At 73.8% G+C, this 13,253-nt stretch carries 10 protein-coding genes; 4 read left to right on the top strand and 6 right to left on the bottom strand.

The genetic code is table 11. From position 1 onward, the window contains the following. Positions 1-314: 314 nt before the first annotated feature. Together ACH4SL_RS32895 and glnII are read right to left on the bottom strand one after the other, a co-directional pair. Positions 315-2,267 (bottom strand): hypothetical protein, encoded by a 1,953-nt coding sequence (locus tag ACH4SL_RS32895; protein WP_398452681.1) that lies wholly within the window; start codon positions 2,265-2,267, stop codon positions 315-317. Positions 2,268-2,363: 96 nt separating this feature from the next. Continuing rightward, the gene (gene glnII / locus ACH4SL_RS32890) at positions 2,364-3,383 is read right to left on the bottom strand and encodes a glutamine synthetase (protein ID WP_398452679.1); all 1,020 of its coding nucleotides are present in this window, start codon (positions 3,381-3,383) and stop codon (positions 2,364-2,366) included. Between the two features lie 199 nt (positions 3,384-3,582). On the opposite strand from glnII, the gene ACH4SL_RS32885 reads away from it, so the two are divergent. Together ACH4SL_RS32885 and ACH4SL_RS32880 are read left to right on the top strand one after the other, a co-directional pair. Beyond that, entirely contained in the window at positions 3,583-3,957 is a 375-nt protein-coding gene (locus ACH4SL_RS32885) for a 5-carboxymethyl-2-hydroxymuconate Delta-isomerase (RefSeq protein WP_398452677.1), read from the top strand. A gap of 14 nt (positions 3,958-3,971) precedes the next feature. Continuing rightward, a complete protein-coding gene (locus ACH4SL_RS32880) occupies positions 3,972-4,838 on the top strand; it encodes a Gfo/Idh/MocA family protein (protein WP_398453169.1) in 867 nt (288 codons plus the stop codon). 322 nt (positions 4,839-5,160) lie between these two features. Here the strand turns inward: ACH4SL_RS32880 and ACH4SL_RS32875 are convergent, their stop codons facing one another. Continuing rightward, positions 5,161-6,111: a serine hydrolase gene (locus tag ACH4SL_RS32875; RefSeq protein ID WP_398452674.1), complete on the bottom strand. Its 951-nt coding sequence runs from the start codon at positions 6,109-6,111 to the stop codon at positions 5,161-5,163. Between the two features lie 363 nt (positions 6,112-6,474). Between ACH4SL_RS32875 and ACH4SL_RS32870 the strand changes: the two genes are divergently transcribed. After that, positions 6,475-8,454, top strand: coding sequence for a discoidin domain-containing protein (locus ACH4SL_RS32870; protein ID WP_398452672.1), 1,980 nt, complete (start codon positions 6,475-6,477; stop codon positions 8,452-8,454). A 100-nt stretch (positions 8,455-8,554) separates the two neighbouring features. Here the strand turns inward: ACH4SL_RS32870 and ACH4SL_RS32865 are convergent, their stop codons facing one another. Continuing rightward, a complete protein-coding gene (locus ACH4SL_RS32865; RefSeq protein WP_398452670.1) occupies positions 8,555-10,237 on the bottom strand; it encodes a VWA domain-containing protein in 1,683 nt (560 codons plus the stop codon). A gap of 82 nt (positions 10,238-10,319) precedes the next feature. Here ACH4SL_RS32865 and ACH4SL_RS32860 point away from each other — a divergent pair, with 82 nt between their 5' ends. Continuing rightward, complete coding sequence (locus ACH4SL_RS32860; RefSeq protein WP_398452668.1) at positions 10,320-10,715, top strand: molybdopterin-binding protein; 396 nt, start codon at positions 10,320-10,322, stop codon at positions 10,713-10,715. A gap of 20 nt (positions 10,716-10,735) precedes the next feature. Here ACH4SL_RS32860 and ACH4SL_RS32855 read toward each other — a convergent pair whose 3' ends face one another. Beyond that, on the bottom strand, positions 10,736-11,596 hold the full coding sequence (locus tag ACH4SL_RS32855) for an Fpg/Nei family DNA glycosylase (RefSeq protein ID WP_398452665.1): 861 nt from the start codon (positions 11,594-11,596) through the stop codon (positions 10,736-10,738). Positions 11,597-11,643: 47 nt separating this feature from the next. Next, complete coding sequence (locus ACH4SL_RS32850; protein ID WP_398452663.1) at positions 11,644-12,879, bottom strand: hypothetical protein; 1,236 nt, start codon at positions 12,877-12,879, stop codon at positions 11,644-11,646. Positions 12,880-13,253: the final 374 nt, after the last annotated feature.

Genomic DNA, 13,253 nt, shown 5'->3' with positions numbered 1-13,253 from the left:
CACCCGTGCGGGTAAGACGTCGTCTGACGGTTCTCCTGTGGGGCGAAACCACCGTCGGCGGCGAGCCCGCCGTACAACCCGGAGGGGGACGATCCGGGGGTGCCCCCGGAGGAATGCGCACGCAAGACCCGCCACCTAGCTCATGAGGTCGGACGCGCATTCCGAGGAGGTACCCCCGGAGTGGCACCCGACCCACCCGCCGGGCCGCCGCGAAGGGGCGCGAGGAACTGCGCGCCCAGCCCTGAACCGGCGGACGGTCGCGCAACCCGCCTCAAGACGCACCCCGCAGCGCAAAGCCGCACCCCCCGGAGGGGTCAGTCCCCCGTGAGCGGGTGCAGGGTCAGGCCCGACTTCGTCGTCGCCGTCAGGGTCGCGCGGGCGCCGCGAGGCGCAGGCGTCGCGAAGGTCGGCCCCGTGCCGCGGACCTTGACGTCGCCGGTCGCGGTGATCGAGGTGACGTCACGGCTGCCCGCGGCCAGGAGGTACCACTTGCCCGCGGGGGACTGCCACATCACCCCCGCCATGACGTTGCGCCCGAAGCTGCTGCAAGCACTTCCGTCGCTCTGCTTGCCCGCGAGCGTGCCCGGCGCGGAGCCGACCGCGCTGGGCGGCACGAACTGGACGGTCGCGCGGCCGGGCCCGCGCCACGTGTCGGCCCGGTCGCACGTCCAGACGCCCTCGCCCGCCTTCTCCGGGAGCGGGGTGCGGGCGAACTGCCAGTCGTTGACGGCGCGTACGCCCTGGCCCCGCAGCTCCCCGAGCCGGCACACGCCGTGCGCCCAGCTCACGAGGGCCGGCGTGCCGGTCGCCTCGCGCGGCGAGCCCGCGGGGACCCCGGCCGCGGGCGGCGGGGTGAAGGTCAGATGGACGGGGCTGAGGTCGCCGAGGTCGGTGAGCAGGAACGTGTGCTGCTCGGCGACCTTCGTCGAGGAGCGCAGCTGCACCGCCGTCCAGGCCGTACCGCACTGCCCGGCGGGCGCGCCCGCGCCGGGCATGCGGACGGGTCCGGTCGTGCCGTCGGAGGCGAGGGCGAGCGGCGCGGACTTCTGGTCGGGCTTGAGCAGGTCGCGGGTCTCGGCCTGGGCGACCCAGGGGGCGGTCAGGAAGCGGGTGTTGCCGTCGATCCGGTCGACGACGAGGGCCGCCGCGGTCGTGATGTCGGCGTCCGGGACCTGCGCGAAGTCCAGCGCCGCGCCCCCGGCGCCGTTGCTGCCGCGGGCCTCGGCGTAGCGGACGATGCGCAGCCCGTCGTAGAAGAGGACGACCGTGGCCTTGTCGGCGTCCCCGGCGTAGAGCAGCTGCGGCGGCGCCGCGGGGCCGGTGTGCTGGGTGCCGGGGGTCGCGGAGACCTGGACGGACCGGCCGGGGTTCGCCCACACCGCGAGGGCCCGGCGCAGCAGCGCGGTGTCGCCGGTGCGGCTGCCGCGCGCGGGCCACACGGTGAAGTCCAGCCGCCCGGTGGCCGTCCACGCGGTGGGGGCGACGCGTACCAGCGCGGCGGGGTCGAGGGCCTGCGCGGCGGCGCCCGACGCGGCGGCCGGGGGGCCGGCCGCGCCGGTGGGGGAGGGGGAGTGGCCGCCGGCGAAGGCGAGCAGCGCCACCCCGACGAAGCCCGCCGCGACGACCGCCGCCCCGGCGCGGACGCGCTGCCGGCGCCGCAGCAGGTCGGTGGGGCGCATCTGCACCGTGCAGGGGTCGAACTCGCCCGCGGCCAGCAGCGCCGCGTCACCGTCGAGCCCGGCGGCGGTGCGGACCGCCCCGCGCGGGTCGGCGGCGTCCGCCGCGTCCAGGACGTCGCGGGCGGCGCTCTCGTCGAGCCCCTCGAAGCCCAGCAGCGCGTACGCGGCCCGCGCGGGCGCGGGGAGCGCGGCGAGGGCGCGGTCCAGGGCGAGTTCGTCGCTGCCGCCGGCCCGCGGGTGCAGCCGCAGCCCGAGCACGTACGGAAGCGCGGCCCCGGCGACGGCCTCGCGCACCCGCCCGCCGGTGCCGTGCGCGAGCGCCCCGCGCAGCACCTCGCGGCGCAGCAGCTCGTACGTCTCGGTCCCGTTGTTGCCCGCGAGGGTGCCGGCGCGCAGTGCGCGCTGCACGATGCGGTGCGCGACGAGCACCCGGCGGTGCCGCGCGGTGCTCGCGGGCAGCGCGAGGTACGCCAGCCGCACGAGCCGCGGGTAGTGCTCGACGAGAGCCGCCTCGGCCTCGGCCACCGCCCCCTGCGCGGCATGTTTCTTCGCGGGCGTTCCGGTCGGCTGCGCGGGTCGGCTCTTCACGCCGCGTCAAACGACTGACCGCCCCGTTGGTCACCCCGGGTACGCCGAAGGGCGCCCGTCACGCGCTGACGGACGCCCTCGGCGGAGGCAGGCGGCTCAGACCAGGCCGGCCTTCTCCAGCGCGGTGCAGCAGGTGTCGACCATGAGCCGGGTGACGACGTACGGGTCGACGTTCGCGTTCGGGCGGCGGTCCTCGATGTAGCCCTTCTGGTCCACCTCGACCTGCCACGGGATGCGCACCGACGCGCCGCGGTTGGACACGCCGTAGCTGTACTCGTTCCACGGGGCGGTCTCGTGCGCGCCGGTCAGCCGCGCCTCGACGCCCGCGCCGTAGTTCTTGATGTGCTCCAGCGGCTTGTCGTCGCGGCCCAGCGACTCGGCGGCCTCGATGATGGCCGCGTAGTCCTCGCGCATCGCCTTGGTCGAGAAGTTGGTGTGCGCGCCCGCGCCGTTCCAGTCGCCCTTGGCGGGCTTGGGGTCGAGGGTGGCGGAGATGCCGAAGTCCTCGGCGGTGCGGTAGAGCAGCCAGCGGGCGACCCACAGGTGGTCGGAGACCTCCAGCGGGCTCAGCGGGCCCACCTGGAACTCCCACTGGCCGGGCATGACCTCGGCGTTGATGCCGGAGACGCCGATGCCGGCGGCCAGGCAGTTCTCCAGGTGCTTCTCGACGACGGGCCGGCCGAAGATCTCGTCGGCGCCGACACCGCAGTAGTAGCCGCCCTGCGGGGCGGGGAAGCCGTTCTCCGGGAAGCCGAGCGGGCGCGAGCCCTGGAAGAAGGTGTACTCCTGCTCGATGCCGAACAGCGACTCCTGGGCCGCGTACTTCTCGGCGACCTCGCGCAGCGCGGCGCGGGTGTTGGACTCGTGCGGGGTGCCGTCGATGTTGAAGACCTCGCACAGCACGAGGACGTCGTCGCCGCCGCGGATGGGGTCGGGGAAGGACGCGACCGGCTTGAGCACGCGGTCCGAGGCGTGGCCCTCGGCCTGGTTGGTGCTGGAGCCGTCGAAGCCCCAGATCGGCAGTTCCGCGCCGTCGGCCAGGATCCGCGTCTTGGAACGCAGCTTCGCGGTCGGCGTGGTGCCGTCTATCCAGATGTACTCAGCCTTGTAGGTCACGGTGACGCCATCCTTGTCGAACGTGGGCGCGGGGTGCGGCTGCCGAGCTGCGCTGATCGGACCGACCGCAGCGTCGCAAGGACGGTTTTCCCATCCATTGCCCCTGTGTTAACAGGATGTAACCGAGACGTCGGACGCCCCCGTCCTGCGACGTGAGACGCCCGTGTACCCCCGGACCTGGCAGGACTAGGGTCCGAGCATGCCGCATACCACCGTGGAATACTCCGGAACGCTCGCCGACGCCCTGGACAAACCGGGCTTCGGCAAGGCCCTGCACGAGGCCCTGGTCACCGTCGCGGGCGGTCGCGCGGGCGGGTGCAAGACCCGTTTCGTACGCCATGACGATCTCTGGATCGGCGAGGGCGAGCCGCACCACGCGATGATCCACGTCGAGGTCGCGCTGCTGTCCGGCCGCACCCCCGAGACCAAGCGCGCCCTGACCGAGGCGGTCCTCGCGGCGCTGCGCGCGCACACCGCGCCCACCCCGCAGTACGCAGTGCAGTTCTCCGTCGACCTGCGCGACCTCGACCGCGACGCGTACGCCCGCCACGAAGAGCCGCGGACCGCGTCATGAGCGCCGCGCCCCCGCTGCGGGTCGGGCTGTTCGGCACCGGGCCGTGGGCCCGCACCATGCACGGGCCCGCGCTCGCCGCGCACCCCGGGGTGGAGCTCGTCGGCGTGTGGGGGCGCAGGCCCGAGGCCGCCGCCGAGACCGCCGGGGCGCTCGGGGCCCGCCCCTACGCCGACCCCGACGCGCTCCTCGCCGACGTCGACGCGGTGGCCGTCGCCCTGCCGCCCGCCCTCCAGGCGCCGCTCGCTGCCCGCGCCGCCCGCGCGGGGCGGCACCTGCTGCTGGACAAGCCGCTCGCCGCGACCGTCGAGGCCGCCCGCGACGTCGTCGCCGCGGTCGAGGAGGGCGGGGTGCGCTCGGTGGTCTTCTTCACCGTCCGCTTCGACCCGGCGGGCGCCGCGTGGATCGCCGAGCAGGCCGCGGCGGGCGGCTGGTACACCGGCCGCGCCGACTGGTACGGGGCCGTCTTCGGCGACGGCGCGAGCCCGTTCGCCGACTCGCCCTGGCGCCGCGAGAAGGGCGGGCTCTGGGACGTCGGGCCGCACGCGCTGTCGGTGCTGCTGCCGGTGCTCGGTGACGTCACGGACGTCGCGGCCTTCCGGGGCCCCGGCGACCTCGTCCACCTGACGCTGCGGCACGCCGGGGGCGCCTCCAGCACGGCCGCGCTGACCCTCACCGCGCCGCCGGCCGCCGCGGGTGTCACCTGCGAACTGCGCGGCGCGCGCGGCGTCGCGAGCTATCCCGGCGCCGCCGGTATCGCGGGCGAGGACGCGTACGCCCGCGCCGTCGACGCGCTCCTGGCCCCCGAGCCGCACGCGTGCGACGCCCGCTTCGGCCTCCGCGTCACCGAGATCCTCGCCGCGGCGGAGGCCGCCCTCGGCTGAGCCGTACGGTGCGCCCCGGGCGGCCCCTTGCGGTGGCTGCCGCGACCTTCCCCCGGTGGTGGGCTTGTCGCGCAGTTCCCCGCGCCCCTGGTGGGTGCCCTCGCCGCGCAGGGTGAGCGTTTTTAGGGGCGCGGGGAACTGCGCGCCCAGCCCCCACCGGGGGAAAGGCGCCGTGCCACGCCAGGTGGCAATCACCTCAGGGGCGCGTGGGGGCACCTCCCAGGCGGAGCCTGGGGGAGAACTGCGCGCGCAACCACCCACAGGCGGACGGTCGCGCGGGCCACCGCAAGGGGCACCCCGGAGCGCCCCCCAGGACCGTCCGTCAGGACAAGAGCGCCTTCGCGGCCGCCTCCGCCGCCGACTCGACCTTGTCGATGCCCGAGCTCTCGGACTTGTTGCCGTTCGAGAGGACGGCCACCAGCAGGGTGTGGCCGTGGTATTGCACCTTGCCGATGCTGTTGATGTCCCACAGGCCGGTCTGCGTGCGCTGGAGCCAGCCGTTCTTGAGGGCGAAGCCGGAGCCGTCCTCGTCGGCGGCGGAGACGCCCCACTGCTGGCCCTTGGTGACCGTGCCCATCAGGCCCGTCATGTAGGAGCGGGAGGCCGCGGACAGCGGCGAGCCGTCCGCGTCGAAGACCACGTGGAGCAGCTTCATCTGGTCGGCGGGCGTGGTCTGGGTGAGCCCCCACAGATCGCCCGCGCCGCCCGAGGTGTGCGTGAGGCCGAAGGTCTTGTTCGCGGAGTCCAGCCCCGACTTGCCGCCGACGGCGTGCCACAGCGCGGTGGCGGCGTTGTTGTCGCTCTGCCGGATCATGACCGTCGCCTCGGACTTCTCGGTCGACGTCAGCGTGGTGCCGGACTTCTGGTGCCGCAGCAGCAGCGAGGCGAGGATGTCGACCTTGACGATGCTCGCGGTGTCGTACGTCGTCGAGCCGTCCTCGTAGGTGGCCGCCAGATCGCCGTCGAGCTCGCTGACGGTGACCGACAGCCGGCCCTTGTGCTGGCCGGACAGCGTCTTGATCGCCGAGCTGAGGTCCTGGGCCGCCTGGGCCGACGTCTTCGCGCTCGGCGTCGTGGGCGCCGCGGTCGTCGTCGGCGCGGGCGGCGTGGTGGACGCCGGGGCGCTGGGGGCCGCCGTGGTGCTGGGGGCGGCCGTCGTGGTGGCGGCCGGCGGCTTCGCGTCGGAGGCGTCGTCCTTCGAGGACGGGGACCGGTTGACGACGGCCAGCGTGACCAGTCCGATCGTGGCGAGGACGGCCGCCGAGACCACCATCGGGCGCTTCCACCAACTTGGCTTGGGCCTCCTCCGGTGGGATCGGGACCGCGCTCCGGCGCGCCCGCCGCCCGGCGGTTGTGGTGCATGCGTCATGAACCACGACCGTAGGAGCGGAATATTTCATTCTCCTAAGATTTTCGTACCAACTTGGCTGAAGGGAGTGTTAACCGCAGGTCAGGCGGTCAAGAAGCCATGACCGCTTCTTGCGTGACTTCTGTCAAATATTTCGCCTGATGCGCGATCTATTGCGGAGGCGTAACCCCGTCGTTACGATCCCCCGGACCACGGACTCCCGGTCCGCCGCCGACGCTCGATCGGCCGCGGGACAAGGGAGTTGCCAGCCGATCGGAGGGACCGGACATGGGTGTCACGCGCCGGACGGTGTTACAGGCCGCACTTGCGGTCAGCGCAACCGGAGCGGTCGGAATCGGCGAGACGGCCCTCGCCGGAGGTGCCTCCGCGGCCAGTTCCGCGGGTGATGTTGTGGGCAAGATCACGGTCGGCTACCAGGGGTGGTTTGCGTGCATCGGTGACGGTTCGCCCATTAACAGCTGGTGGCACTGGAGTCAGAACGGCGGGCAGGCGCCGTCGCCGTCGAACACGACGATCGTGGCGTGGCCGGACGTGCGGGAGTACAGCAGGACGTACCAGACCGGTTACGCGGCGCTGGGGAACGGGCAGCCCGCGACGCTGTTCTCGTCGTACGACCAGCAGACGGTCGACACGCAGTTCCTGTGGATGCAGCAGAACAGCATCGACACCGCCGCGCTCCAGCGCTTCAACCCCACCGGCGGCGAGGGCCCGAACCGGGACGCGATGGCGGGCAAGGTGCGCAGCGCCGCCGAGTCGCACGGCCGGAAGTTCTACATCATGTACGACGTCACCGACTGGACGAACATGCAGTCGGAGATCAAGGCCGACTGGACGAACAAGATGAAGGCGCACACCGCCTCCCCGGCCTACGCGAAGCAGAACGGCAAGCCCGTGGTGTGCATCTGGGGCTTCGGCTTCAGCGACGACAAGCGCCCCTTCGCCCCCGCGCCGTGCCTGGACGTCGTCAACTGGTTCAAGGCGCAGGGCTGCTACGTCATCGGCGGGGTGCCGACCTGGTGGCGTACCGGCGACCGGGACTCCCGCCCCGGTTTCTCCGACGTCTACCACGCCTTCGACATGCTCAGCCCGTGGCTGGTCGGCCGGATCGGCAACGTCGCGGACGCCGACAACTTCTACAACGTCGCCACCGTCCCCGACCTGGCCGAGTGCGCCGCGCACGGGATCGACTACCAGCCGTGCGTGCTGCCCGGCTCGGTCACCGGGCGGCAGCGCGCGCACGGCGACTTCATGTGGCGGCAGTTCTACAACATGTGCCGCGCCGGCGTGCAGGGCATCTACATCTCGATGTTCGACGAGTACAACGAGGGCAACCAGATCGCCAAGACCGCCGAGTCCCAGGCCTTCGTCCCCACCAACTCCGGCTTCCTCGCCCTCGACGAGGACGGCACCGCCTGCTCCTCCGACTACTACCTGCGCCTGACCGGCGACGGCGGCCGCATGCTCAAGGGCCAGATCGCCCTCACCGCCACCCGCCCCACCCAGCCCATGGCCGGCGGGAGCGGCGGCGACACCACGGCGCCCACCGCGCCCGGCTCCCTGCACGCCACCGGGCACACCGACACGACCGTGTCGCTCGCCTGGACCGCGTCCACCGACAACAAGGGCGTCACCGGCTACCAGGTGCGGCGGGTCGGCGGCGGCACGACCACCCCGGTGGGCAGCACCACCGGTACGTCCTTCACCGTCACCGGACTGGCCGCCGCCACCGCGTACACCTTCGACGTCGTCGCCTCCGACGCGGCCGGCAACACCTCGGCCGGCTCCAACCAGGTCTCCGTCACCACCGACGCGCCCTCGGGCAGCACCGACCTGGCGCGCGGCAAGCCCACCGCCGAGAGCAGCCACACCCAGAACTACGGCTCCGGCAACGCCGTCGACGGCGACCAGAACACCTACTGGGAGAGCGCCAACAACGCCTTCCCCCAGTGGCTGCAGGTGGACCTCGGCAGCGCCCTCCCCGTCAAGCGCGTCGTGGTCGACCTCCCGCCGGCGACCGCCTGGGCCACCCGTACCCAGACGATCGCCGTGCAGGGCAGCACCGACGGGAACAACAACCCGGGCACGCTGCTCGCCGCGGCCGCCGTCACCTTCAACCCGGCGACCGGCAACACCGCCACGCTCACCCTGCCGAGCACGGTCACCACCCGCTACGTCCGGCTGGTCTTCACGGCCAACACCGGCTGGCCCGCGGGCCAGGCCTCCGGGCTGCACGTCTACGGGGCCTGACAGCCCGCGACGCGCCGCCCGCGGGACCGCGGCGGCGGTCCGGCCATGACGCCATCCCCTGGCCGCACCGCCGCCGCAACCACCGCCTCCCGCCGCGCGCTCAGCGCAGGATGCCCGCCGCGGCCGCCGCCTTCAGCCAGGCCGGCAGCTCGGTGAGGATACGGTCGTACAGCTCGGCGTCCGACAGCCGCGCGATGTCGTCCACGGCGAAGAAGCCGACGTTGTCCACCCGCCGCCCGGTCATCGTGTCCAGGTGCTCCAGGACCCCGTAGCCGCCGTTGCCGAGCCCCACGAACTGCCAGAAGATCGGCTCCTCCACCGCGGCCCGCAGCTCCGCCTCGATCGCCGCGTTGCGGTGCACCCCGCCGTCCGAGAAGAAGAGCACGAAGGTGCCGTACGGCGAAGGGGTCGCCCGCACGTAGTCCCGCACCTGGGCGATGACCTTCTGCTCCTCGTTCTGGATGCCGATCTGCCGCATGTCGACCTGGCCGTGCTGGATCCCGTGCGGGGGCTTCTTGCGCTTGCGGCCGAAGCCGAACTCGCCGACCCGCACATGCAGCGGGATCCAGCTCGGCAGGTCGCCCAGCATCAGCGTCGGCAGCCGGGCCGCGTTCGTCGCGAAGATCCAGGCCTCCATCGTGCCGTCCGTCGTGAGCTGCGCGGCGACCGCCGCCATCCGCTCGACCACGCCGCCGACCACGCCGGTCGAGTACAGCTGCGACATCGAGCCGGACGCGTCCAGGACGAGCACGATCCGTACCCGGGCGTTCTCCGCGCCGTGCTTGCGCAGGCTGACCGCGACCTGCTCCTTGCGCAGCGAGAGCCGCTTGCGCATGTCGAGCGGGAGGTGCTCCTCGCCCTTGACGAGGCTGGGCGGGGCGGGCTGGCCCCCGTAGGCGGGGGCCGGGGGCTGGCCGTACACGGGGGGCGCGGGCGGCTGTCCGTAGGCGGGGGCCTGCCCGTACCCGGGTACCGCGGGTGCCTGGCCGTACGCGGGCGGGGGCGGCAGTTGCGCCGCGGGGCCGGTGGGCGCGGGGGGCGCGCCGTACGGGCCGGGCGGCGGGGCCTGGCCGTACGCGGGGGCCGGGGGCTGCCCGTACGCGGGCGGGGGCGGCTGCGGCGCGGGCCACTGCTGGGCGGGCGGCAGTGGGGGCATCGGCGCGGCGACGGTCGGCGCGGCGTGCGGGGGCGGCGGGGGAGCGGGGGCGGCCTGCGGCGGTACGGGCGCCGGGGCGGCGGGCGCGGGCTCGTCGTCGACGCTGATCCCGTAGTCCGTCGCGAGCCCCGCGAGGCCGGAGGCGTACCCCTGCCCGATCGCGCGGAAGCGCCAGCCCCCGTCGCGCCGGTAGAACTCGCCGCCGACCAGGGCGGTCTCGGTCGTCGCCGTGACGTCGAAATGTGCGAACTCCGCGCCGGACGCGGCGTCCAGCAGCCGCAGCCCGAGGCCGCTCAGCGAGCCGAAGGTGCCGGTGTGCACGGACGCGGCGAGGATGACGCGGTCGACCGCCGCCTCCAGCCGGGACAGCTCCACCTCGACGGTGTCGGTGTGCGCGCCGCCCGCCTGCTGCTTGCCGGTGTGCCGCACCGCGCCCGAGGTGTGCCGCGGCTGGTTGTAGAAGACGAAGTCAGCGTCCCCGCGCACCTTCCCGTCCCGGGCCAGGAGCAGCGCGGAGGCGTCCGGGTCCGTTCCCCCCGGCGGCCCCGCGGCCCATGTCAGCACCACCCGTACGGCGGTCGCGGTGACCGGTGTGTTGGCACCCTTGCTCAGCGGCTTCGACGTCATGCGGCAAGTCTGCCCCGCGGGGCGGCGGTCCGGAATGTCTTTGGGTAGGCGGATCCGCGCCTACGCGCCCTAGGCTGGCGGCATGCCGTCGTACACCATCGGGCAGGCCGCGCGTCTGCTCGGCGTCAGCCCCGACACCGCCCGCCGCTGGGCGGACGCGGGCCGGGTCGCCACCCACCGCGACGAGGCGGGGCGCCGCCTCGTCGACGGCCGCGACCTGGCGGCCTTCTCCGTCGAGATCGCCCACGCCGCCGACCCCGACGCCGAGCCGTCCCGCACCTCCGTGCGCAACGCCTTTCCCGGCATCGTGACGGCCGTCAAGCTCGGCGACGTCGCCGCCCAGGTCGAGATCCAGGCCGGGCCGCACCGGCTGGTCTCCCTCGTCACGCGCGAGGCCGTCGAGGAGCTGGGGCTGGAGGTCGGCGCGGAGGCGGTGGCCCGGGTGAAGTCGACGAACGTGCACATCGACCGGGCCTGATCCCGGTACGGCACCGGCGGCTACTTCAGCAGCCGCGACATCCGCCGGTCGGCGAGCGGCTTGCCGCCGGTCTGGCAGGTGGGGCAGTACTGGAGGGCGGAATCGCGGTAGGACACCTCGCGGACGGTGTCGCCGCACACCGGGCAGGGCTCGCCCTTGCGGCCGTGCACGCGCAGCCCGCTCTTCTTCTCGGCCTTCAGGTCGCGCAGCGGCAGCCCGCGCGACCGCTCCACCGCGTCCCGCAGCGTCGTCCCGATCAGCTCGTACAGCCGCGCGACCTCCTCCGGCGCGAGGCTCGCGGCCAGCTTGAAGGGCGACATGCGGGCGGCGTGCAGGATCTCGTCGGAGTACGCGTTGCCGATCCCGGCGATCACGCCCTGGTCCCGCAGCACACCCTTGATCTGCCGCCGCTCACCGGCGAGCAGCCCGGCGAAGACCTCCGGCGTGAAGTCCGCCGCCAGCGGGTCGGGCCCGAGCCGCGCGATGCCCGGCACCTCCTGCGGATCGCGCACCATGTAGACGGCCAGCCGCTTCTGCGTCCCGGCCTCCGTGACGTCGAAGCCCGCCCCGCCCACCAGCCGCACCCGCAGCGCGAGCGGCCCCTTCCCCGGCCGGGGCGGCGCCTCCGCCACCTTCTCGCTCCACCGCACCCAGCCGCCCCGGGCCAGGTGCATCACCAGCCACACATCCCCCGCCCGCAGCCCGAGGAACTTCCCGAACCGCCCCACCTCGTCCACCCGCCGCCCCTCCAGCACCGCCACCCCCGGCTCGTACGTCTTGAGCGCGTGCACCCCCACGGCGTAGACCTTCTCCACCACCTCCCCGACGACCCGCTCCCCGAGAAACCCCCGCAACGCTTCCACCTCAGGCAATTCCGGCATGCCACCCAGTGTGCCGCGTTTCCCCTCTTACGCCCGTGGCGCGCGGCTCACCGGACCGTGAAGCGGAAGTACACGGCCGCGGATCCGGTGGTGTAGGCGCTGCCCAGGACGTCGCCCTGCTCGGTGACCGCGTCGGCGGAGATGCCGTCGAAGCCGGGGGGCGGGGCGAGGTCGATCAGCTCGCCCGCGCGCCACAGGAAGGCGCCGTAGGAGCCGTCGGCGCGCTGGGAGACGCCCGCGACCTGCCGGGCGTCGTTGACGCCGACGGGGTACGCGAGCCGGCCGCCGAGGGTGTCGATGTCGGTGAGGGTGCCGGCGCTCCACAGGAAGGGGCGGTTGCCGGTGGAGGTGGTGGCGACGCCGACGAAGCCGCCGGTGTCGTTGAGGGCCCGGTGGATCGTGGGGTCGGACACCCACGCGGGGGCGCCGTCCGGGCCGGTCAGGGTGCTGAGGGCGCCGCCGGACCAGCGGAAGACGCGCGGGTTGGGACCACCGTCGGGCGGGTTGCAGTCGCCGACGACGTCCCCGCGGGCGTCGAGCCCGGCGACGCCCTGGAGGCCCGGCACACCCGCGAAGTCGGTGACGACCGCGCCGTCCCGCCACAGGAACGCGCCGTGCGGACCGCCCTGCGGCACGCTGGTGGCCACCAGGACCTCGCCCCGGTCGTTGACCGCCACCGCCGCGAGGCTCCTGCCGCTCAGTGCCTCGACCGTGGTCACCGTCTGCCCGTCGACCAGGCACACGGTGTTCCAGGTCGCGGTCTCCCCGCTCGGTACGTCGTAGCCGCGGACGGCGACCTGCCCGGCGGCGTTCAGGGCGTAGGCCCTGCTGTACGCGGTGCCGATGTCCAGCACCCGCGGTACCCCGCCGGTCCACAGCGTCGCGTGCTCGCGGCCTGCCACCGTGTAGTAGCCGGCCGCCTGACCCCGGTCGTTCAGCCGGGTCGCCCCGCAGTCCGCGGCGCCCTCCACCGGCGACGGCAGCACGGTCACCCGCCCGTCCGCCCAGATCGCCGAGGGCCACCGCGGTGTCGCGCCCTCCCCGGCGTCGATCATGCCCAGTACCTGGCCCGCCCGGTTGACGTCCCTGACCTGCACCAGCGCGTTCGACCCGTCGCTGTTCGCGAGCGGCCGCGCGACGACGGTGTGCCCGCCCGAGCGGTACACCCGTACCGCGCCCGGCCGCCCCGCCGCCCGTGCGGGCGCCGCCGCGAGGCCCGAGACCCCGAGCACCGCCCCCGCCACTAACGCCCGCCGCCCGACCCGCTGCCCTCCGCCGCCCATCGCGTCCTCCCCTTCCCGTCCTGCGCACGGGTGTCCCGTGCCTCCAGAGGCTGATGATGCGGCCGTGCGCGCCGCCGGACCACCCCCGTGCACGTACCGAAACGCCCGCCCGGCGAGTGACCGCGGTCACGAATTCCGCTCACGCAGTGCACGCCTTTTCTCGCGCGCGGTGAAAACTGTGCGGGCCCTTTGTGATGCCCTCTACGAGGCGCGGGTCACATACGAAGCTGCTTAGTAGGCCTCGGTCGCCTTATTGCAACGGATATCAGGGCCGGATAAGCGTGCTACGAAAGTGCACCGTAGTGGGGGTCTTTGACCCGGGGTTCCGCGCCCCCTAACAATTCAGGGGTCCCGCTACGGAAGAGGTAATTTCT

It is taken from the genome of Streptomyces sp. NPDC021020 (assembly GCF_044333285.1).
In the GTDB taxonomy this organism is placed as follows: domain Bacteria; phylum Actinomycetota; class Actinomycetes; order Streptomycetales; family Streptomycetaceae; genus Actinacidiphila.
Note: the sequence above shows the minus strand (reverse complement) of the source record. Positions and strands in the feature narration are given on the sequence as shown.

Bases quoted from the DNA above. Each gene is read 5' to 3' on its own strand.
- ACH4SL_RS32850 (WP_398452663.1), bottom strand. From the start codon at position 12,879: ATGGGCGGCGGAGGGCAGCGGGTCGGGCGGCGGGCGTTAGTGGCGGGG.
- ACH4SL_RS32860 (WP_398452668.1), top strand. From the start codon at position 10,320: ATGCCGTCGTACACCATCGGGCAGGCCGCGCGTCTGCTCGGCGTCAGC.
- ACH4SL_RS32870 (WP_398452672.1), top strand. From the start codon at position 6,475: ATGGGTGTCACGCGCCGGACGGTGTTACAGGCCGCACTTGCGGTCAGC.
- ACH4SL_RS32885 (WP_398452677.1), top strand. From the start codon at position 3,583: ATGCCGCATACCACCGTGGAATACTCCGGAACGCTCGCCGACGCCCTG.
- ACH4SL_RS32855 (WP_398452665.1), bottom strand. From the start codon at position 11,596: ATGCCGGAATTGCCTGAGGTGGAAGCGTTGCGGGGGTTTCTCGGGGAG.
- ACH4SL_RS32865 (WP_398452670.1), bottom strand. From the start codon at position 10,237: ATGACGTCGAAGCCGCTGAGCAAGGGTGCCAACACACCGGTCACCGCG.
- ACH4SL_RS32875 (WP_398452674.1), bottom strand. From the start codon at position 6,111: ATGGTGGTCTCGGCGGCCGTCCTCGCCACGATCGGACTGGTCACGCTG.